Below are 20,851 nucleotides of genomic sequence, written 5' to 3'. Positions count from 1 at the left end.
GTAATCACAATGCTTGTTGCATTTCGGCATAGGCTTCATAGACACCCTTCACGTTATACCAATTGAGGAAAATCCGAGCAATTTCTAAAGCTAATTGAGGTTTACCTAAGTTAATTAGCCATTGCAATAATGGAGCCATTGTCCGTTCATTAAGTGCGCCATTGAGGGACAAAAGTCCCCAAAGTAAGCGATGTAGCCAAGTCATTTGAATCATCATTCGCACTTCCCATGTAGGATGCTTTTGATAAAACAAAACTCCCATCCGTCCGCGTTGAATTTCTTGATCAATTAATCGAGGAATTTGCTCTAATTTAAATGCTGGATGCCAGTGATATCCTACAGCTTCTGGACATTTAATTAGTGTCAAACCTAGTTTTTTCAGCCGCACACCTAATTCTAAATCTTCCCAGCCATAGAGTTGAAAACTAGTATCAAAAAGTCCCGCTTTGTCTAACCAATGTTTAGGGATTGCTACATTTCCCGTAGCAAAAAAAGCTGCTGAAAAATCTGTGACTTTGTAGGGTTCAGCCGTTGGATTATTGAAATTACAAGTATTAATAACTGCACCGTAAGTAAAAAAGTGATCGCTCCCCAATTTCTCTTTCCCCTGCACTAGTGCGTCAGCATGAGCTTGCAAGAAATTATTCAGCACTACTAAATCACTATCAATAAAGATAATTGTGTCTCCCAGCGCCTCTTTTACTCCCAAATTCCGAGCCGCAGCTGGGCCAGCATGATCTTGCTGAAACCATCGCACATGGCGAAACTCTTCTTTGTGTTCTGCCAACCACTCCAATGTGCCATCAGTAGAACCATCATCCACCAAGACAATCTCGTAATTAGTAACCGAACTTGGCTGGCTTAACTCTTGCACCTCCAAGGCGCGGAGGCACTTTTCTAAGATCGGTTGGCGATTATAAGTCGGTATCACAACGCTGAAAAACACAGTCTCACCCACAACATTATTTATCCATCTCCAGGATAGGACAGATGAGGCGCTGACACTGTTCCTTAGCTGATTCTGGTTAAGAAAATGTCAAAGGAAATAATTTTTATACGTATTCCCCGACCATCTGTAATTGGTATCCGCCCGAAAATTATCAAAGTAAGTTTATTTAACAAGGCAGAATTCATTCTGTTCGCGGAGCGTGCCGGAGGCATTATTCTGACTCCTGACTCCTGAATTTTGTTTGATAAATCTCCATTAATCAAGATATAACCTAATGTTAATTTTTGCTCATTAGATTATATGACAAACTTAAAATTTTTTGTCTAGTTATGTAACCTAAATAGCAAACAACCTTTTGTTAATAACAGGTTACTTACTATTCAAAATCTGTGGCATTTCACGTAAATAATTGATGGCTTTTTCTGTCAGTAATCAAGATTTGCCTCTACTAAATTTTTTATGTCACAACAGAGGAGAGTTTGATGTCTAAATTAAGTCGCAGACAAATTTTAGTATTTTTTGCTGGCAGTGCTGGTGCTGCTGTCTTAGGAGACACAATTCTAGATGGTGTTTCTAAAATTGCAGGAGCAAATAACAGGCCACTAAGCTTTACGCCAGTGCGCTTACCCCATCCCTTACCGATTTATAAACAGCAAAAAAGTTTTTTACCAACTGCAATTGGTCAAGGACAGTTAATCAATCCATCTGCAAATGCGAATTTAAACAGCTACAACGTAGTTGATGATGTTGTAGTGCCACCAGAGTATGAACGTTATGTAATTATCAGCTGGGGCGATCGCGTCTTTCCCAACAAGGATGATTATTTCGGTTACAACAACGATTATACAGGTTTTATTCCTCTCGGCAGAACCAACGATGTCGGCTATTTGTGGGTCAATCACGAATACGTGAGTTTTCCTTTTTCTGATCTAGCACCAGAAGCTCCTACTGATGTTAAAGGATTTCCTACCACCTTTGAATCGGTGATTGGGTGGGTCTTACCTTCCACCAGAAGTCTTGAATTTGACGGCGAAGTTTTATATAACTTAGGCGGATCTATTGTCCGCATCTCCCAACGTAACCGCAGTAACCGTTATGCTGTGGTTAAAGGTGATGCCAGAAATCGCCGCCTTCATGGTCTTTCTGGGTTGGGAATTAATAGCCAAAGGAGTGATGAATATAAAAATGTCACTTCTTGGGGAAATCGTAGCCACCAGAAAGGCGATCAAAACTACCTCATAGGAACTGGCCCAGCTGCAACCCAAGTATTTAATCTCTCTTCCGATGGACTAGGTAATAAAATTATTGGCACTGGCTATAACTGCTCTGGCGGTACAACTCCTTGGGGAACTATTTTAAGTGCTGAAGAAAATTTTCAAGGAAGTGTAGGAGCTTTTGTTGGTGTCACAGAACCAGTTACCCCTAATGGTACTCAAACAGGTTACATCGACGGCACCACTGGTAAGACCTTCGGTTTAGTTGGTGAAAAATACGGTTGGATTGTCGAAATTGATCCTGTTAATCCGAATTTCCGCCCTCGCAAACATACTTCGTTGGGTCGTTTCCGCCATGAAAATGTTGCCATCCGTGCTGAAGCTAAGAAACCATTAATCGCCTACATGGGTGATGACAGACGCGGGGGGCACACCTGGAAATTTGTCAGTGCAGGTATTATTTCTTCCCCAAGCAGTAAAGCCAACAGCTGTTTGTGGGAAAGTGGTACATTGTATGTCGCCCGCTACAATCCAAATGGTACGGGTCAATGGATACCGTTACGTTTAACTACTCCCACCAATCCCATTCCGCCATCGATAATTTCTTCTGTAGAATTTGCTGCTTTGGGTTCAGCTCAAAGAAATGGTCTTTTACCCCTACCAAAACGCAATGGTATTGCAGGTCAAACTACAGATGGTGGTTCCCTCGCAGTCGATCGCACCAATGAAGCTGATAGACTACCTGGTTATCAAGGTAAGAAGCTATCTGACTTCTACACTTCCCAAGGTGCTATTCTCGTTGATGCTTTCTTAGCAGCGAATTTGGCTGGCGGAACTCCCACAGCACGTCCAGAAGATATAGAAGTGCATCCGGCTACCAAAGAAGTCTTCATTGCTTATACAGATGGTGCGCCGGGAAGCGACGGTTATCCAGATTCACGCATTTTCCAAGTTGCTAAGTTGAGTAAAAATGTCAACGCAACGCAGCAATCGGGGGGATTGTACAAAATTATTGAAGATAGTGCTGATGGGACAGGTCTAACCTTCCGTTGGCAGAGATTTGCTCAGGGTGGAGAAGCTGGGTCAGTTTCTGGTGCTGGTTTTGCCAATGTAGATAACCTAGTGTTCGACAATAAGGCAAATATTTGGGGTGTGACAGATATGTCTACCACCACTCACAATGGTTTTAATGTTGGTGCTGCTGGTACTATAACTACCATCGACCACGCTGCCAGTGGTAATGTTTCTAACTTCACAGGAGTTTTCGGTAATAACTGGCTATTCTACATTCCTACTACTGGTGCTAATGCAGGAGAGGTAATACCGTTTGCTCATGGCCCAGTGCGTTGTGAGATGACCGGGCCAACTTTTGTGGGAGATACACTGATTATTTCCGTCCAGCATCCTGGCGAAGATAGCCCAATTAACGATGGCACAATTCTGAGTCGTGATATTGAATTACTGGATTTGAGTGGTGTTACATTCAATCAGGCTCGGACTGTGCCTCGTGGTAGTAGTTGGCCAAGTAACATCCCAACTGCTGACGGTGGTAAAGGTCAACCTAGAAGCTTTCCTAAACCATCTGTAATTGGCATTAAACGTAAGAATCCTACTGGTAATTTTACTTAGGCTTGCGAATGTAGAGACGTTATAAATAACGTCTCTACATTGATTTGCAAGGTAGCGCCACTAATTCACTCCAGATAGTTTTTTCTGGCGTTTCATCCCCAACGCCATAGCACCTGCGATCGCTATACCACCAATAGTCATCGGTTCTGGTACGGGTGTACTCTTAGAGTAGCTTACTGTACCCAACTCTGTTGTAGACAATAAGTCAGCACTCAGAATGCTATAAAATTTTGTTCCACCTGTATTTGGCTTACCTGGATCATTCCCAATGAAAAACTGATCTTCAACTAAATAGCTCAGTCCTAACAGGTTGCCATCTGTAAAGCTGACTACAGGTGATAATGGGTAATCAAAATCACTTGTCTCTGTATATTGAGTACCCAAGTAGTCAAACGCAATAGATAATCCATTGCTAACACCTAGGGTTTCCTCACCTATACCGGTTAAGGTCGAGTCATTATATTGAAAAGAGCCGAAATATTGACCGGGATTATCGCCAGATGTTGCATTCACGGTGAAACCATAATTAACCAAGGCAGCTTGCGTTGGTTTAGCAATAGTAGCAACCGAGATAGCAACAGCAAAAGCAGCAATACTAATATCTTTAGCTAATTTCATCAGACAATGCTCCGAAGCTAAAAAATGAATAATTCTGTAATTTCACTTAAATAAACTGTCAACCTATGTATGTAGGTTAAGAAATAATAAACAAAAGATGATCGTGGTTAAATCTTCACGTTTGTCAGCTATATATAAAAGTTGTGTAAACTTATTCCATATTTACAGCAAGCTATGTTGATATTTGAAGCTAATTATCAACATTTCTTGAAAACAAAAAATATTTTTTATTAATCTCATTAAAAATATTGAGACGTTCGAAACTGGCTTAAAAATATTTATATACAAGCAATCGCTTTATAAGTAAACTTCCACGAGAGTGAACCGTAATTCTGACTCCTAACTTCTAAATCCTTCTATAGGTTGTTGCATGAATAAAATATACCTGGGTTAGTTCAGATATAATAATGACTCATTGTTTGTTGTCCTAAGTGGAGAAATTAATGGGTCGCGCCAAAAAGGTTGTCCTGGCATATTCTGGTGGAGTGGATACTTCTGTTTGCATCCCTTACCTCAAACAGGAGTGGGGTGTAGAAGAGGTGATTACCCTAGCAGCAGATTTAGGTCAGGGAGATGAATTAGAGCCAATTCGAGAAAAAGCTCTGAAATCGGGTGCAAGTGAATCACTCGTGGCGGATGTCAAAGACAGCTTCGTTAAAGATTACGCTTTTGGAGCGATTCAAGCTAACGCACTTTATGAAAATCGTTATCCTCTAGGAACTGCTCTTGCCCGCCCATTGATCGCTAAGATATTAGTAGAAACGGCTGAAAAATATGGTGCTGATGCGATCGCTCACGGTTGTACCGGCAAAGGTAACGATCAGGTTCGTTTTGATGTCTCTGTAACCGCACTGAACCCCAACCTAAAAATCCTCGCACCAGCCAGAGAATGGGGTATGAGCCGTGAGGAAACCATCGCTTATGGTGAGAAGTTTGGTATCCCCTCACCAGTCAAAAAATCTTCTCCCTACAGCATTGACAAAAATTTGCTCGGTCGTAGCATTGAAGCTGGTTTACTCGAAGATCCGTCATTTGAGCCACCAGAAGAAATTTATGAGATGACCAAAGCGATCGCTGACACTCCCAACGAGCCAGAGTACATCGAAATTGGTTTCCACGGTGGTATTCCCACAACCATCAACGGCATTGCTAAACAGCCAGTTGAACTAATTGAAGAACTCAATCAGCTTGTAGGAAATCACGCCGTTGGACGAATAGATATGATTGAAAACCGTCTGGTTGGCATCAAATCGCGGGAAATCTACGAATCACCCGCGATGTTAGTGCTAATCCAGGCACATAGAGATTTAGAAAGCTTGACCTTAACGGCAGATGTCACCCATTACAAGCGTGGCATTGAAGAAACTTATAGCCAAATAGTTTACAACGGTTTGTGGTACAGTCCACTCAAAGTTGCACTAGATGCCTTTATTCAAAAGACACAAGAGCGAGTCTCTGGAACTGTGCGAGTGAAGTTATTCAAGGGTAACTCCACGATAGTTGGGCGTTCGAGCGATAATTCCCTCTATACTCCTGATTTGGCAACTTACGGAGCCGATGACCAGTTTGACCATAAAGCTGCTGAAGGTTTTATCTATGTTTGGGGACTACCAACTCGCATTTGGTCACGGCAAATAAAAAGTTAGGAGTCAATTCAATTTTAGATTTTGGATTGAAGGAGAAATCTAAAATCGGCAGAGTTAGGAGTTAAAATGCAAAATACAAAAGTAAAAATTCAAAAAATAACTTTTTACTTTACTCCTAACTCCTCACTTTTTACTCTTCACTACTAGCTTCTTTAACTTGGCGAGACTCTAGCCACAGGGGTACAACAATTAAGGCAGTGATGATTAGTAAAGCTGCTATCGCAAATTGACCTACCCAAGCAACCAATTGTTCTAAAGAGACAATTTTGCCAGCAAAAAAAGCTAATGTCACCATCAAACTAGCCCAAGCAACTGCTCCTAAAAAATTGTATAAAAAGAATTTTCCAAAAGGCATTTCGGCTATACCAGCTAGTGGTGCCGCAAAAACTCGCAATAACGCTAAAAAACGTCCAAAAAATACAGCTTTAGCAGAATTTTGACTAAATTGATCTTTAATAGTCAGCAACCGTACTTCAGAAATCCGAAATATGCTACCAACTTTTACCAGAAAAGGCCAACCGCTAACTCTACCAATCCAATAGCCACAAGTGCCGCCAATTACCGCACCCATAATTGCGTCACCGAGAACCAGCCAGTAATTTAGTTCATCGCTGCCAGCTAAAAACCCGCCCACAAGGGTCACGGTTTCACCAGGAAGGGGAATGCCTAAATTTTCTAGCAAAATTCCCAAAAAAATTGCCCAATACCCGTAATTATGGGCCAATTCCTGGATATTTTCTAGTGAAATCAGCTCTAAAGACATTCCGCACCGCCGTCTTTACAAATTTTTACTTTTACTATATCTTTGCTTGTTTTTGGGCGGGGTGTCAATCAAACCGCTACATTGATTTATTCGATCATTAGTTTAATTCTGAGTAATCCATAGTTCATACTCCTATGGAAACTATTAATTTTTGGGTATTAACTGTATAAATCTTAGCTTAGCATTTCATATCACAAGTTAATTTTATTTAAAAATAAATAAAAAGAAATTACAAAAAATTTATATATCTCTGGTTAAATTATAAAAATTTCGTAAAAGATACGATTGATACCGAAATTATGAAGTCCTTATGCCTATATTTATGAAAGTTATCACAAATTATACGACATGAATACTGAAATAATTACTTTCAATTGCAAGGCTGCAATCCCCTAGATATCTAGGGAAACCAGTCACTTTGCCTTTGAAAGAGAAGAGGTATTTATGTCATTTTTCGATTTTTAGTCAAGTGTTCAATTACCCTGTTGAATTTATGATTCTCACACAAGAACTTCAAGTTATTTTGTTTAAACCCCAAGGAAGCATAGATTTAGAAGGCGGAAAGGCTTTGAGTGAACAGATGGCGGGAGTAGTGCCTCAAGCTCATCAACTCTGGGTTATTGACTTAGCAAAGGTTAATTTCATGGACAGTTCTGGGTTAGTCCCTTTAGTCAAAGGGTTGAAAGCTGCACGTCAGAGCGGTTGCCGTTTAGTTCTATGCAACGTGCAAACTCCTGTACGGCTAATTTTGGAACTTACCCAGCTAGATACAGTGTTTGAAATTTTTCCCACTTACGAAGACATTTTTACTGGCGAAGATATTTAGTCTGGTGCTAGCAGGCTTAGATAATAAATCTACCTTTAGATGGATGGTAGAGTCAATCAACATTTGCATTTTTTCACATTTCCCCAAATATTCTCACATCGTCAAAGATAACAGTCTGGTGCTAGCAGGCTGATTTTTTATATTATCTAGATAATGAAATGTTAAGGAAAACTCATGGCTTTGATCTAGGTGGTCTTAACGACATATAAAAGCGGAAAATTACCAAAATCAGTCAAAGAAAATGCAATTCTTTGCATTCTTCCCTAGCACCATTAAATTACTCGAAGCTAATTGCTCTAAATCCGACGCAACTAACGCAAGGAAGCAAGAGGTAAGAAAGGTTAGAATATTAGCTTTTGCGTTATTTCTAACTCTATAGTGATTTTTACCTTAAATGTATTACTTGGATGTCTCCAAGATGCTTTGCTATGACAGTTTCTTACCTCTTCGATTCCACCATAATGGTAACTTTAGGCATTCTGGGGAGTTGAAAGATTAGTTTGTTCCGACGCTGGGCGGGGAAAATTTGGCAAATCAATTCCACTGTGACTAGCATTGCGAGTTTTGAGTGCTAAACGGTAACTCACACTTTGCAGTTCTGCTTGCAGTTTGCGATTTTCCCGTTGTAGCATTGCTACCTTTTCTCTCACTGGTGTCATCCGCTCCTCAAACTTTCGACGGTAAATTTGAGGCAACTCTTGTACTACTTGCTCTAACATCCGAGTGCGATCTGTAAGTTCTTGGACTGACTGTCGCAATTGATAAATTTCGGAGTCACGAGTTGTAATTTGCTCTTGGTAGAACGCCACCTGCTGCTCAACAGCTTGGAGTTGTTCTTGCAATGCCTGTAACTGGCTCAGATCGCGCTCAAGATCCGGCTGCTGGGGCATAAAACTAGTATTACCCTTTACTAGCCGGAAGAGTTCTTGAGACAGTTGTTGCACTAATTGATCGCGGAGTTGCAGCTCTTGGCGTAGCTGCGAAACTTCCGTAGAGAGAACTTGAATATTTGGTGTATCAGATTGGTTCACAGTAGCTTACATCTCCCATTCAGAATCTTGTCCACTCTTAGGTATAACTGCGGGAGTACTACCTTTGGCAAGTATTTGTTAATTTAGCATTCCCAATTAAGTTACGAAAAAAGAAGAAGACAAAATTTTATTGAATGGAAATTGGGAATTGGGGAAAGATTTACTAAAACAGCTTCTCTGCTCCCCGCCCTATGCTCCCTGCTCCTTAGACGGTTGCAGCTACTTTAGTGGGCTTTTCCTTTTCCTCTTTAGGGGGTTTTTCCTCTGCAATATCCTGCTTAATTGTCAAATAGCGAATCACTTCTTCACTCAAGCGCATAGCGCGTTCAAAAGGAGCGATCGCAGTTGCAGGCGCAGTGTAGTTTAACTGGATATAGATCCCATCGCGGTGTTTTTTGATTTCATAAGCTAGACGACGCTTACCACGATTTTGAATTTGGATATCCTCAGCGCCTTGGTCACGAAGCAAATTCTGATATTTAGTAATTGCTTGCTCTGCCTGTTCGTCTCCTAGGTCGGGACGGAGGATGTACATTGTTTCGTAATTTGTAGTCATATTTTCCAGTTTCCTTATGGACAAAAAGGTTGCTGATATTAATTTATACTTGATTTAAATTTTAAATACTAGTATTAATCAACATCGGAAGCAACAAGGAACTATAATCTTACCAGTTTTCAATTTGAATCATTAGCCAAATCGCCGAAGTTTGTATATTTTGGATGTCCCTAATGAAAACTAGGTCTTAAGGCTACCTCCAGAGCCTCTCACTGACCCGCAGGGGAGTGACGAGACCAACGTATCATTCTGGACATCTTCTATAGCGGCTTTCAGGCTCAATACTAAATCGGTTTGCTAAAAAGCTAACCGAGAATTGCTACCCGCTCAAAGTTTCTAATCGCAGATAAAAGGATATTCATCAAGGTTATGGCACAGCGCTACGTGCGAATTCAAAATCAAGAAGGACAGATTTACTATGGGATACTACAACTATCCCTTAATGTGCAGGTGCTAGATGCTCCGCCGTGGTTACAAGGACAACCAACTGATTTAATTTTGACACCAGAAAATTATCAAATTCTGGCTCCTTGCGCTCCCTCAAAAATTGTGGCGGTGGGTAAGAATTATGCAGAACATGCAGCCGAAATGGGAACTCCAGTACCTTCTGAACCACTAATTTTTCTCAAGCCACCCACGACTATCATTCCATCTGAGAGAGAAATTAAGTACCCTCCCCAGTCACAAAGAGTTGACTACGAAGGGGAGTTAGCATTAGTGATTGGCGATTACGCTTTTGAATGTACACCAGAGGTAGCCCAAACAAAAATTTGGGGCTACACCATCGCCAATGACGTAACAGCGCGGGATTTACAAAAACTGGATGCTCAATGGACGCGAGCTAAAGGTTTTGATACTTTCTGTCCTTTGGGCCCTTGGATTGTGCGGGAGTTAAATCCAGGAGCGAGATTGCAGACTTTTGTGAATGACGATGTTAACCCAGTTCAATCTGCCTGTATCGATCAGATGGTATTTTGCCCTGATGTTTTAGTTTCCTACATTAGCCAGGTGATGACGCTACTACCCGGTGATTTGATACTTACAGGTACACCAGAGGGTGTAAATCAATTACACCCAGGCGATCGCATCCGCGTCGAGATTGAAGGTATTGGCCGCCTGGAAAACACCGTAGTGGCTCGTTAACGACTAGCGTACTTGCATGTACACTGCATCGGAAATCGCTGGGATTTCTGCATAACGTCCGCTTACAGACTGGATTACTGAATATGCAACTGCTCCCACTATGCCAATAAAAATGGTTGTGGATAGAGTTTGGATTGCGAAACCACCAACGGGAACTAGTCCCACAACATCAGTGACGATGTTAAACAAAAAGATAATGATGTCCAAAAGGATTGCTTGCATGGTGTTGAAACGAATAAAGTGACTAATTTTTTCGTTTCTGACTACCAGCAAAAATAAAGCAAAGAAAATAATCATTCCTGCATAACGCACGCCGTAGTAAATTCTCAACAATGGCAGAAGCGGCAGAAACAGTAGTTGTAGCGGTGGAAAATCTGATAGCAAATATCTACCAAATACAAAAACCTCAATCAGAGGAAGCAAATAAGGCAAACAAGCAAAAATTCTATCTGAAACCGTTGTAGACCCGCGCCAAGACATTATGCGTTCTCCTGTGGTTAAATTTATATAGTTACTTGAGCTTAGGATAACGCAGTTACTTGGTCTTGCTGGTAAATTAAACTATTCTATATGGGCAATGCGAAAGCCCATCATGCACTCATACTGGTCTGGCTGCTGTTGAGTAAGTTTGCGAATGGCTTGACCACAGCGTAGTTCACCTCCACGCCAACGGGGTTGACCGCTCCTGTCAGCGAGTAAACAAGACTGGCAAACTTGCTCAGGGGCAAGGATTTGCTCGTCCATTAAAATGACTAGCATCGAATCCCTCCTGTAAATCCTTATTGTCACCTACATTTCACTCAGGTGAGGATACTTCTTTGAACTGCTTCAGGTAAGTTGGGCGCGTGCCACGCGATTAACTGTGGATTTGCGATGACGCTTTGCATCTGCCAGAGGCGATCGCAAATCACACTTAAGAGCCACATCCTACCTTCCTTTTTGTAGCAAAAATGTGGATGACCACAATTCAAGAACAATTGTCAAGTGAATCTTAATTTTTATTGTATGTTGTGTCTATTGCAAATTTGACATTTATAGTAAAAAATGATACAAAAATATTCCTATTAATTTTGATCATAGACAGCCAACGGTGTCCATTGTATTCCTGTTAATTTAGCCGTGGAGAGTGCCAAAGTTAATATTCAGGAAACAACAAAAGCTTTACACACAAGCAACACGGCGATCCATTGAATTTTCCGGTAAAACGGAGTTAACTAGATAGCTATTTAAGGGGTACATTTACAAAATACTGGGGTAAACTTGCAAGCAAGTTAATACACAATATTACTCAGAGGCTCGTCGGTCTGGGCATCACTCACAATGGAACACTGGCAATTTCTGATACAGAAACAAGGCGCTCGCTCGTGGCATATCCTAGAATCGCCAAATTTAGAAATTTTGGAAGGGCAATATAGAGTTTTGGCTCGTTCTAGCCTTTCGAATACAGACGTGGAAGTGCGGGTAACTCACTCTTCAACTCAGGAAGTTCAACCAACGCGGCGAATTTTCAAGCGATCGCGTCGCACTAATTCAGAAGGCTTAATGGCGGTAATTCCCTTTACTTACTTTGATGCGGGAGTTTGGGAGTTGCGCTGTAACGGCGATTTGATGTCGGATTTACTCGGTAAATCTTGGCAATACAGTGTCCAAATTAAAGTATTGTCCGAGGAAGAAGAGGCAGAGCAAAGGAAAAATCTAGAATCAAAATCACTCGATCAGGCTGATACTGTTTCTGAAAACTTGGATACTGCCCCAGAAGAACGTGCAATTACTTTAGATGAAGCGATCGCAGTTTCGGCAGAATTGGAAATTGCTACAGACAATAACCCTGTTACCACAGTTGTTCCAGATGAAGAGAACTTGGATACTGCCCCAGAAGAACCTGCAATTACTTTAGATGAAGCGATCGCATTTTCGGCAGAATTAGAAATTGCTACAGACAGCAACTCTGTTACCACAGTTGTTCCAGATGAAGAGAACTTGGATACTGACCCGGAAGAACCTGCAATTACTCTAGATGAAGTGATCGCAGTTTCGGCAGAATCGGAAATTGCTACAGATAGCAATCCTGTCACCACAGTTGTTCCAGATGAAGAGAATTTGGATACTGACCCGGAAGAACCTGCAATTACTCTAGATGAAGCGATCGCAGTTTCGGCAGAACTGGCTACCACAGTTGTTCCAGATGAAACGGGAAAAGATATAGTTATCGATGATCCTGTGAGTCCTGTATGGCTCAAAGGTGAGACGGCAGAGCAAATTTTACAAAATTTAATAGATTTAGCTTTACCCGATTCTGAACTGCTTCTGAATGATGAAGAGGTTACAGATTCGCCAGCAGCAGAACCACCATTATTATTAACTTTAGATCAAGATAGTTATATTGCTCGTTGGGGACAAGCTCTTACAATCAATGGGCACATAGAACTTAAAGACAAGACAAATTTAGAGCAGGGTGAAACATTATCTCCAAAAAGCCTGCAAGCGCTTGAACTAGGGATTGAACTGCGATCGCCCCTAGAGTCGGAAATCTTGACTCAGATACGGCACTTACCAGACCAGGAGTTGCCCTTCACCATCAATACCTCAATTGATATTCCTGCTGACTTTGAATCGAAGTTAATTTTGGCAGATATCAGTTTGTATGGTCGATTCACCGATGTTGATGAAATCATCAGGTTAGCCAGCCAGTCCTTCACCATTACAGCAGATGTAACAGAATTACTGGCAATAACAGCCGCAGCAAAACCTAGTACATCCTTAAATGACCCTATAGCCCCATCGGACTCGCCTGATGCTTCCACAGAGCCAGAGACCGCCGTGAGGATCGATTTAAAACTATTCAATCTGGTCAAGATTTCAAAAACAGATCAGTCCCAAATACTCAATCCATCTCCAAATGCAGCCCTACCGCCACAAATTAACCTGCAAGTTCTGCGAGAAACCACTCTGCGGAAATCTAAAAATTCAGGCAATTCGCCTCAATTGCCAAAATTGCCACCTCTTCAAATCGATGCCAACCCCCACACAGATGCTATTGCAGAATCCCCTACACAAGAGGAACTTCTAGAAAAGGATACAACTATAGCTGCTATCAACTTGGAGCAGTTAGTTATCAAGCAACGTCGAATGTCAATACTCGATACGACTTTTCCATACTTGAGACGTGTACAAGCTTTGCCAGGTGATGCAGAAGAAGAAGTAAAAAATAATGTCCCTCCAGATACATTGGAAGGTGAAGCGGCTGAAGAATTCCCACAATTAGACGCAATTGTCGCTGAGGATGAAAATATACTGGAATTAGTGCTAGATGATGCACAATTTCAGGAAGAATCTGTTGCTCAGATAGAAACCCAGCCAAATGCACAATTTCAGGAAGAATCTGTTGCTGAGGTAGAAACCCAGCCAAATGAACAATTTCAGGAAGAATCTGTTGCTGAGGTAGAAACCCAGCCAAATGAACAATTTCAGGAAGAATCCGTTGCTGAGGTAAAAACCCAGCCAAATGCACAATTCATTACAACAGGCAATCTCTACTCATCTCCCTTACTGAGGAAGTGGATGCAGAGCCAAGGATACTCTTTGCCTGAATCCATCAATGAACTGGAATCTCAAAACTACGATCGCAATGTTCCAGGCCAGCAGACCCAGCTTTTTCTGAGTGCTGGAACTCCCGATGTTGATGTCGACTTGCCATTAAGCCTGGATGATGCCACAGAGAAGTGGGAAGAAAGCCAAGAGTCGGTTTTTGATCTTGATAACTTAGTGGAAGATGCAGACACAGCAAATGAAGCTGATCTAGAGACAGTGGAAGATCCGGTGGTAGAAAAAGTATCTGAACCAACACTTTCAATGGCTCTGGTAAGACAACTACCGCCTCCCCCTCCTCCAATAAAAGTAAATATAGCGTCAGCTTGGTTGGCGCAAGAAATCGTTGTAGATGATACAGATAGTGAACTAGAAGCCGATACAACGAATAATTACTTGTTAGAAGAAGATAAGCAGCCATTGTTAGGTTTATCCCCTTCTCTATCCATAAGTGCGGGAGCCATTGAGCCTTTGCCAATTCCGCAACTGTATGTACCAGAAGGCGAACTAATCGCCGACAAGTTGATCATAGTGCGCGTAGTACTGCCTGAAGTACCTCCCCAAGTGGTTGTGAAGTTATGGGTTGAAGATTATCAAACTCGCTGGTTACTAGATGGGCCTCATTTATTGACAAATTTACTACCTAGTGTATTGGGAGGCTTGGAAGTAATGACACAATTAAAGATTCCTTTTGGCTGTTTAGAAATTCGCATAGAAGCGATCGCACTTGATTTGACAACCCAACAAGAGAGCCATAAAGTCACAACAGTAAGGACTGTAATTCCTCCAGACTTGCCAAACTTGCAGCTAGATGAATTACTGGGTATGTAACTCAGGGATGAAGGGGAATTGGGCAAAGCAGTTCCGAGTGCTGAGTGACGAGTGCTGAGTGAAGAGTTACGAATTCTCCCTCTGCCTCCCCTGCTCCCCTTCTCTCCCCAGATGGGCTGTGTTAAAAATCTTTAGAATTTCAAAAATCTGGCAGAATTTGCAGTAAGCTCATTTTGAATTGTAGTGTTATTTAGCAGGAACTTTTACTATGGCAGCTTCCTTTTTGCCTTCTATCTTCGTTCCCATCATTGGTTGGGTTTTGCCAGCTATAACCTTCGCATTTCTGTTTTTATACATTGAAAGCGACGATATCAGCTGATTTAGTCATGAGTCATTAGTCATTAGTCATTTGCGAAAAACAAATGACAAAGGATAAAGGACAAATGACTATTGACCAAAATTAATACCGCCTATCTCATAGAGACAGGCGGTTTTTTTAAGGTTGATTTCTCAACAAATGCTAGAAAATCCTAACTTATAGTGTTCGGTTCAAACTAACTAATGTTAAATCGAAGAACCGAGTCCGGCGTAGGCACCATAAAAGAAAATGCCCAAGACTGTAATTATACCTAAACCTGCGATCGTAGCGACGACCCACAGGGGAATTCTCCCACTTCCAGACACAGCTTCTCTCCTCCCTTAACAACAAATCAACACACGCTCAACAAACAAAGATTAAAAAGAGTAGTTCCAGTTAGTTAAAGAAGTAACTGGAAAACAGAATCCCCAGAACGAAAACTAGTAGTAGTCCCAGGTATAGCGAAGTCCGGTTTAGTTCAACCGGCTGATTATTGGGATTGGGCGATCTTTCTACCATAATTGCTCCTAACGGTGAATAAATTGCATTGCGGCGATCGCGCCTAAAAAGAATACAGTTGGTACACCTAAAGTGTGTACTGCCAGCCATCTAACGGTAAAAATTGGATAGGTAACTGGTTGATTGATGTTATTGCCGCTAGTCATGATCTCAAACTACTTTCCAATAAATTGTTCAACTTGTTTTTTAGCTTCAAAACGGTTCTTCACAATAGGCACTTCTTGCCGTGCTGGTGTGAAATACTCATTGGGGCGAGGTGTGCCAAAAGCATCATAGGCCAGCCCTGTGCTGACAAATAGCCAACCAGCAATAAACAATGCTGGGATGGTGATGCTGTGAATTACCCAGTAACGAACGCTAGTAATGATGTCCGAAAACGGACGTTCTCCAGTGGTACCTGACATTTAGATCCCTACCTTATACATAGAGTGTTATTGAGTTTATTATCCTACAAAGTTAAGAAAGAGTTACAAGTTGCAAAGTTCTTCTCAGAAATCGGGTATTGGGTATTGGGTATTGGATATTAGGAAAACTCTTACCTAGTCCCTAGTCCCATTAAGCGGCTTCTGGAGAAGTGGTTTCAGGGTTCGGGAGATATTTGAGCAAAACGCCGCGATCACCAATTATAAATCCCCGTTCTGGCTCTAAGAACACAATCTTATACAAATTAGCGGCAACTTCTTCGACCTCACGGTCTTTTTCCCAGGTTTTGCCACCGTCGCCACTGCGTAGCAAATTACCGCTACCGCCACCTACCCAAATTTCTTCGGGTGTACGATATGCCAAATCCAGTAAACCCCAACTGGTGGATAACTCTGGATATTTTGCCTCTTGCCATTCTTCAGGTTTAGTTGGGTCACTAAACTGAACTTGACCTCCTCTAGCTAGCAACCACAATTGCCCATTTTCAGTAAAACCCATGTTTTCTAACCGCCGAGAATTATTGCGGTTATGAGGTACCCAAGCATCTTGCCCTGGTTCCCAAGTCGAGTAGAAACTACCCTTAGCGGAAACTGCAATATATTTACCATCAGCAGAACGTTCCAAGTTACGCACTACACCGACTGCTGATTCCACCTGGGCTTTCCAGTTTTTGCCGCCGTCTGTAGTTTTATATATGGCTCCCACATCAGTAGCCATTTCAGCTGTATTGTCTGCTAATGCCTTAACTGCGATCGGGCTACCTGGTAGCTTTTCGCTCAGGGGAATACGTGACCAAGAAGCACCTTCATCCGTAGTATGCAACAACAGTCCAGGCTCTCCAGCAATCCAGCCTTCTTTACCTGCAAAACTTACTGAGTCAAAACGATACTTTTGTTCATCCAGTTGCAGTGTTATTGGTTTCCAGGTATTACCACCGTCATTGGTTTCCAATAGGGTGGCATTGCTACCTACTAAGTAGCCATGCTCAGGGTTATTAGTAAAAGCAATATCCAGTAGATTCGAGTCTGTTGGCACAGAAATGACTTTCCAAGGGTTGTAGCTAACAGAAGGAACTTTGCTACAACCGATGCACATGATGACTACTATTAACAAGGCAGCTATTCGTTGCCAACCTTTCACAATTGAATGCATTAGTATTTCTTAAGTTGTTTCTAAATTTCTGTAGGTGTTCTCTAAAAGGTTTACCTTATACCAATTTTGGATTTTGGACTTCGGCTCCCTTCGGCTACGCTCAGGGCAAGTCGCTCAGTCGAACGATTTTAGATTTGGAATTAAAAAGCTTTCCAAAAATCCCAAAAAATCTTAGCCCAATATGGTATTGAGGGTCATCGCAGCTCTACGGAACTGGTAAAACGACAAAATTATGTGATTTTAATTACACAATAACTCCCTATTTCCCAAATAACGGTCGTCATTGTAAGCCGTAGAGACTGATAAAAAACAAGAAGCCAAGGGCCAAAGCGCCAAAAATTAAGATATTCTTTTGGGTTGGCGTTAGGTTATTGACACCTAAACCGTAACCGAGATTTTCTTTGAAACCGGATGCAGTACCCGCAGGACCAATGTTGGCAAAAGCGGTTTTCTTCGCACTACAAACTGGACAGCGCCAATTTGGGGGCAGTTCTGCAAAGAGTATCCCTGAAGGAATATCATGCTTGTCGTCTCCCTTTTCAGGTTCGTAAACATAACCGCAGGCGCGACACTCGTAGCGGTCTAACACCGGAGTCTCAACAGCTGGTTCGCTCATGGCTAGGGCCTCGCAGAGGAGAATTCTTAAATATACGTTAAAAATTATGACATAATTGTTAGGCTTTTCTATCACTATCAAAAGCTAATTAAATACTTGAAGTGTATCTGTTTCCCAGATTTCAGAAAAACCAAACAGATATAATGTAAAAGAAAGTTACGCAGTTAAGGGATTGGGCATTGGGCATTGGGCATTGGGTATGGAGCATTAGTTATTAATTCTTCTCTCCTATGCTTCCCCTGTTCCCTCATTCCCCTACTCCCCACTCCTCACTTAAAATACTCCATAAGCGGTAGATACTCATTGTGTTTGTCCTCAGCGGTTACGAGTACCTTCTAGGCTTCTTCATAATCTGTAGCCTAGTACCTGCCTTAGCGCTCTCAGCTTCCAAGCTCCTACGACCTAGTGGTTACGCCCCAGAACGTCGCACTACTTATGAATCTGGTATGGAACCCATCGGGGGAGCCTGGATTCAGTTCAACATCCGTTACTACATGTTTGCTCTGGTCTTCGTCGTCTTTGATGTGGAGACTGTATTCTTGTATCCTTGGGCAGTAGCTTTCCACCGTTTGGGGCTATTGGCTTTTATTGAAGCGCTAGTCTTTATTGCAATTCTTGTAGTCGCTTTAGTTTACGCGTGGCGTAAAGGAGCTTTGGAATGGTCTTGAATTCTAATTTAACAACTCAGGACAAACAGCGAATCATCAACCCCATTGAGCGGACTACAATCACTCAAGACCTTTCAGAAAACGTCATTTTGACGACGGTTGATGACCTCTACGACTGGGCGCGGCTTTCTAGTCTGTGGCCGTTGCTGTTTGGTACTGCTTGCTGCTTTATTGAGTTTGCAGCTTTAATTGGTTCCCGATTTGACTTTGACCGTTTTGGGCTGATTCCCCGTTCTAGCCCCCGCCAAGCCGATTTAATTATTACGGCAGGGACTATCACGATGAAGATGGCTCCTCAACTGGTACGTCTTTATGAACAAATGCCAGAGCCAAAGTATGTAATTGCGATGGGTGCTTGCACAATTACCGGCGGGATGTTCAGCGTTGATTCCCCTACGGCAGTGCGCGGAGTCGATAAACTGATTCCTGTGGATGTGTATTTGCCTGGTTGTCCTCCCCGTCCAGAAGCAATTATCGACGCAATCATTAAGCTGCGGAAGAAAATCTCCAATGAGTCGATTCAAGAGCGGGATAAAATTAAGCAAACCCACCGCTACTACAGCACGACTCATAACATGAAGCCAGTAGAGGAAATCTTAACTGGTAAGTATTTGCAGTCAGATACTCGCTCTGCACCACCGAAGGAATTGGCGGAAGCGATTGGTATGCCAATACCACCTGCATTACTGACAGCAAAGGCACAAAAGGAGGAACAAACCCGTGGCTGAAGAAGAATCTAAACCAGTACCAGCAGAAAAAGAAGAGTCATTGGTACAAGCGGGTAAAGTTTCCCAGTGGTTGACGGAAAATGGCTTTGACCATGAGTTTTTAGCACCAGATAAGAATGGTGTAGAGATAATTAAGGTGCCGGCAGATTTCTTGCTTCCCACCGCTACAGCCCTTTATGCTTATGGGTTTAATTATCTCCAGTGTCAAGGTGGTATAGACCTTGGCCCAGGACAAGAATTGGTGAGTATGTATCACTTGATTAAAGTCGGTGATAATAGCGATCGCCCCGAAGAAGTTCGAGTTAAGGTGTTCTTACCACGGGAAAATCCTGTAGTGCCTTCTGTGTACTGGATTTGGAAGACCGCAGATTGGCAAGAGCGCGAGTCTTACGATATGTACGGCATTATCTACGAAGGACACCCAAATCTCAAGCGGATTTTGATGCCGGAAGATTGGGTAGGTTGGCCTTTGCGGAAAGATTACATCTCGCCCGACTTCTACGAGTTGCAAGACGCTTATTAGAGATTGCTGAATGAGACGCGATAAATCACGTCTGTACAATATAGTTTCGGCAGTGATTAACCCCTTTCCGGTGGCGGAGAGGGGTTATGTTTTTGGTGTTTCATGTCAAGTTGGTTGACAAAATTAGCTGTAATTGGAGGCAATACGGTTCGGTTAAGGTTTTTTGATGAAAATTCTAGATTGCTAAAGATGCGATAATTCATCACCAAGACGCGATAAATCGCCGTCTCTACAAAACGACTGATTATTGTAGAGACGGCGATTCATCGCGTCTCTTGTCTAGGGAAACGCGGAGATTCGCAAAGTAAGGAGAGGTGGGATAGAGATATTCAGTAAAATTTCCTAGTAATTGGAATCGCTATCTCCATCGTTGTATTTATAATTTATGGGAAGATTTAATGTAAATATTTAAAGTAATATGTCAGAAACACCCCCAAACGACGGCATTTGGATTGTAACGGATGAAGTGCCGCAAATATCGATTCCTGATGGTGCTAAAGGCGGGAGTACTAATACACGCAGTTGGGGAGACGAAACTATCAGGGAAAGCACTGGTAGCAAAGGGGTAGGAGATGCCGTTAAGGTTAGCGCTCAAACATTAGAGCAAAATATGACCCACTTTCTCAAAGTAGTGGGAAGTTTGTTTAGTCAAGCCCAACAGCAAGCAAAAGTCAACTCCAATATGCAGCTAGATGAAATTGAGCTATCGGTAGAAATTAGTGCAGATGGGGAAGTTAAATTAATTGGTAGTGGTGTCAAAGCTGGGAGCAAAGGAGCAATTAAGCTGAAGTTTAAGCGCCAAGAACCAGGGTGAGATGGCAAAAAATTGGGCGATCGCGATCGGTATTAACCAGTATGATTATCTGCAACCGCTAAACTATGCCAAGCGGGATGCACTGTTAATGCAAGAGTTTCTGAGCAATGAGGCAGGATTTGAGCGGATATTCTTATTCTCCGATGACTCTCCTCCTGTTGACGGAAAATCGACTCGCCCAACTCGCACTAACTTGCTGCGAGTCTTACGGCAGTTAAGTAAGCCGTGGGAAAAATTTATAAGTATGTAACAAAAAATTAAGCAGAAGAATTGGAGTTAAATCTTATACGCTGTGTACTATATTTTCCCTTCTCTG

At 42.1% G+C, this 20,851-nt stretch carries 25 protein-coding genes; 12 read left to right on the top strand and 13 right to left on the bottom strand.

Annotated features, from left to right (window positions below; genetic code table 11):
• Window positions 1-4 precede the first annotated feature (4 nt).
• Complete coding sequence (locus H6G86_RS32095) at window positions 5-958, bottom strand: glycosyltransferase family 2 protein (protein ID WP_190937711.1); 954 nt, start codon at window positions 956-958, stop codon at window positions 5-7.
• 75 nt (window positions 959-1,033) lie between these two features.
• Between H6G86_RS32095 and H6G86_RS32090 the strand changes: the two genes are divergently transcribed.
• Both H6G86_RS32090 and H6G86_RS32085 read left to right on the top strand, forming a co-directional pair.
• Complete coding sequence (locus H6G86_RS32090) at window positions 1,034-1,183, top strand: hypothetical protein (RefSeq protein WP_190937710.1); 150 nt, start codon at window positions 1,034-1,036, stop codon at window positions 1,181-1,183.
• A gap of 248 nt (window positions 1,184-1,431) precedes the next feature.
• Window positions 1,432-3,792 carry a PhoX family protein gene (locus tag H6G86_RS32085; protein WP_190937709.1) on the top strand — a complete coding sequence of 787 codons (2,361 nt, stop codon included), beginning with the start codon at window positions 1,432-1,434 and terminating at the stop codon, window positions 3,790-3,792.
• Window positions 3,793-3,852: 60 nt separating this feature from the next.
• On the opposite strand, the gene H6G86_RS32080 is transcribed toward H6G86_RS32085, so the two are convergent.
• A complete protein-coding gene (locus tag H6G86_RS32080) occupies window positions 3,853-4,410 on the bottom strand; it encodes a PEP-CTERM sorting domain-containing protein (RefSeq protein WP_190937708.1) in 558 nt (185 codons plus the stop codon).
• A 443-nt stretch (window positions 4,411-4,853) separates the two neighbouring features.
• Between H6G86_RS32080 and H6G86_RS32075 the strand changes: the two genes are divergently transcribed.
• Window positions 4,854-6,056 (top strand): argininosuccinate synthase, encoded by a 1,203-nt coding sequence (locus H6G86_RS32075; protein WP_114080385.1) that lies wholly within the window; start codon window positions 4,854-4,856, stop codon window positions 6,054-6,056.
• 130 nt (window positions 6,057-6,186) lie between these two features.
• Here H6G86_RS32075 and H6G86_RS32070 read toward each other — a convergent pair whose 3' ends face one another.
• A complete protein-coding gene (locus H6G86_RS32070) occupies window positions 6,187-6,819 on the bottom strand; it encodes a DedA family protein (protein ID WP_114080386.1) in 633 nt (210 codons plus the stop codon).
• A gap of 493 nt (window positions 6,820-7,312) precedes the next feature.
• On the opposite strand from H6G86_RS32070, the gene H6G86_RS32065 reads away from it, so the two are divergent.
• Window positions 7,313-7,645: an STAS domain-containing protein gene (locus H6G86_RS32065; RefSeq protein WP_114080387.1), complete on the top strand. Its 333-nt coding sequence runs from the start codon at window positions 7,313-7,315 to the stop codon at window positions 7,643-7,645.
• A 470-nt stretch (window positions 7,646-8,115) separates the two neighbouring features.
• Here the strand turns inward: H6G86_RS32065 and H6G86_RS32060 are convergent, their stop codons facing one another.
• Both H6G86_RS32060 and rpsF read right to left on the bottom strand, forming a co-directional pair.
• Entirely contained in the window at window positions 8,116-8,676 is a 561-nt protein-coding gene (locus H6G86_RS32060; RefSeq protein ID WP_190937707.1) for an Npun_F5560 family protein, read from the bottom strand.
• A 205-nt stretch (window positions 8,677-8,881) separates the two neighbouring features.
• Window positions 8,882-9,232, bottom strand: coding sequence for a 30S ribosomal protein S6 (gene rpsF / locus H6G86_RS32055; RefSeq protein ID WP_012411808.1), 351 nt, complete (start codon window positions 9,230-9,232; stop codon window positions 8,882-8,884).
• A 369-nt stretch (window positions 9,233-9,601) separates the two neighbouring features.
• Between rpsF and H6G86_RS32050 the strand changes: the two genes are divergently transcribed.
• On the top strand, window positions 9,602-10,375 hold the full coding sequence (locus H6G86_RS32050) for a fumarylacetoacetate hydrolase family protein (protein ID WP_190937706.1): 774 nt from the start codon (window positions 9,602-9,604) through the stop codon (window positions 10,373-10,375).
• Between the two features lie 3 nt (window positions 10,376-10,378).
• Here the strand turns inward: H6G86_RS32050 and H6G86_RS32045 are convergent, their stop codons facing one another.
• Together H6G86_RS32045 and H6G86_RS32040 are read right to left on the bottom strand one after the other, a co-directional pair.
• On the bottom strand, window positions 10,379-10,855 hold the full coding sequence (locus tag H6G86_RS32045) for a Tic20 family protein (protein WP_190937705.1): 477 nt from the start codon (window positions 10,853-10,855) through the stop codon (window positions 10,379-10,381).
• A gap of 81 nt (window positions 10,856-10,936) precedes the next feature.
• Complete coding sequence (locus H6G86_RS32040; RefSeq protein WP_041565682.1) at window positions 10,937-11,134, bottom strand: hypothetical protein; 198 nt, start codon at window positions 11,132-11,134, stop codon at window positions 10,937-10,939.
• 561 nt (window positions 11,135-11,695) lie between these two features.
• Here H6G86_RS32040 and H6G86_RS39110 point away from each other — a divergent pair.
• Both H6G86_RS39110 and H6G86_RS32030 read left to right on the top strand, forming a co-directional pair.
• Window positions 11,696-14,794, top strand: a complete 3,099-nt coding sequence (locus H6G86_RS39110; RefSeq protein ID WP_242065080.1) for a hypothetical protein — start codon at window positions 11,696-11,698, stop codon at window positions 14,792-14,794.
• Window positions 14,795-15,002: 208 nt separating this feature from the next.
• Window positions 15,003-15,113 (top strand): photosystem I reaction center subunit VIII, encoded by a 111-nt coding sequence (locus H6G86_RS32030; RefSeq protein WP_084227157.1) that lies wholly within the window; start codon window positions 15,003-15,005, stop codon window positions 15,111-15,113.
• A 185-nt stretch (window positions 15,114-15,298) separates the two neighbouring features.
• Here the strand turns inward: H6G86_RS32030 and H6G86_RS32025 are convergent, their stop codons facing one another.
• From H6G86_RS32025 to H6G86_RS32000, 6 genes are all read right to left on the bottom strand, one after another.
• The gene (locus tag H6G86_RS32025; protein ID WP_012411803.1) at window positions 15,299-15,418 is read right to left on the bottom strand and encodes a photosystem II reaction center protein J; all 120 of its coding nucleotides are present in this window, start codon (window positions 15,416-15,418) and stop codon (window positions 15,299-15,301) included.
• Window positions 15,419-15,488: 70 nt separating this feature from the next.
• Window positions 15,489-15,611, bottom strand: coding sequence for a photosystem II reaction center protein PsbL (gene psbL / locus H6G86_RS32020; protein WP_012411802.1), 123 nt, complete (start codon window positions 15,609-15,611; stop codon window positions 15,489-15,491).
• Window positions 15,612-15,619: 8 nt separating this feature from the next.
• Entirely contained in the window at window positions 15,620-15,757 is a 138-nt protein-coding gene (gene psbF, locus H6G86_RS32015) for a cytochrome b559 subunit beta (RefSeq protein WP_012411801.1), read from the bottom strand.
• A gap of 9 nt (window positions 15,758-15,766) precedes the next feature.
• A complete protein-coding gene (gene psbE / locus H6G86_RS32010; protein ID WP_012411800.1) occupies window positions 15,767-16,015 on the bottom strand; it encodes a cytochrome b559 subunit alpha in 249 nt (82 codons plus the stop codon).
• A gap of 151 nt (window positions 16,016-16,166) precedes the next feature.
• Window positions 16,167-17,186 carry a photosynthesis system II assembly factor Ycf48 gene (locus tag H6G86_RS32005; RefSeq protein ID WP_190937704.1) on the bottom strand — a complete coding sequence of 340 codons (1,020 nt, stop codon included), beginning with the start codon at window positions 17,184-17,186 and terminating at the stop codon, window positions 16,167-16,169.
• A 280-nt stretch (window positions 17,187-17,466) separates the two neighbouring features.
• On the bottom strand, window positions 17,467-17,802 hold the full coding sequence (locus tag H6G86_RS32000; protein WP_190937703.1) for a rubredoxin: 336 nt from the start codon (window positions 17,800-17,802) through the stop codon (window positions 17,467-17,469).
• Window positions 17,803-18,107: 305 nt separating this feature from the next.
• Between H6G86_RS32000 and ndhC the strand changes: the two genes are divergently transcribed.
• From ndhC to H6G86_RS31975, 5 genes are all read left to right on the top strand, one after another.
• Window positions 18,108-18,470, top strand: coding sequence for a photosynthetic/respiratory NAD(P)H-quinone oxidoreductase subunit C (ndhC, locus tag H6G86_RS31995; RefSeq protein ID WP_012411797.1), 363 nt, complete (start codon window positions 18,108-18,110; stop codon window positions 18,468-18,470).
• On the top strand, window positions 18,461-19,198 hold the full coding sequence (gene ndhK / locus H6G86_RS31990; protein WP_190937702.1) for a photosynthetic/respiratory NAD(P)H-quinone oxidoreductase subunit K: 738 nt from the start codon (window positions 18,461-18,463) through the stop codon (window positions 19,196-19,198). Before ndhC ends, ndhK begins: the two co-directional genes overlap by 10 nt.
• Window positions 19,191-19,721, top strand: a complete 531-nt coding sequence (locus H6G86_RS31985) for an NAD(P)H-quinone oxidoreductase subunit J (RefSeq protein ID WP_179073231.1) — start codon at window positions 19,191-19,193, stop codon at window positions 19,719-19,721. Before ndhK ends, H6G86_RS31985 begins: the two co-directional genes overlap by 8 nt.
• A 418-nt stretch (window positions 19,722-20,139) precedes the next feature.
• On the top strand, window positions 20,140-20,535 hold the full coding sequence (locus H6G86_RS31980) for a Pepco domain-containing protein (RefSeq protein WP_190937701.1): 396 nt from the start codon (window positions 20,140-20,142) through the stop codon (window positions 20,533-20,535).
• Window position 20,536: 1 nt separating this feature from the next.
• Window positions 20,537-20,785 (top strand): caspase family protein, encoded by a 249-nt coding sequence (locus tag H6G86_RS31975; protein WP_242065079.1) that lies wholly within the window; start codon window positions 20,537-20,539, stop codon window positions 20,783-20,785.
• The last annotated feature ends 66 nt before the right edge of the window (window positions 20,786-20,851 follow it).

The sequence above is a fragment of the Nostoc sp. FACHB-133 genome, from assembly GCF_014698055.1.
Lineage (GTDB): Bacteria > Cyanobacteriota > Cyanobacteriia > Cyanobacteriales > Nostocaceae > Nostoc.
The sequence above is the reverse complement of the archived record's forward strand: the minus strand, read 5'-3'. Positions and strand labels throughout refer to the sequence as shown.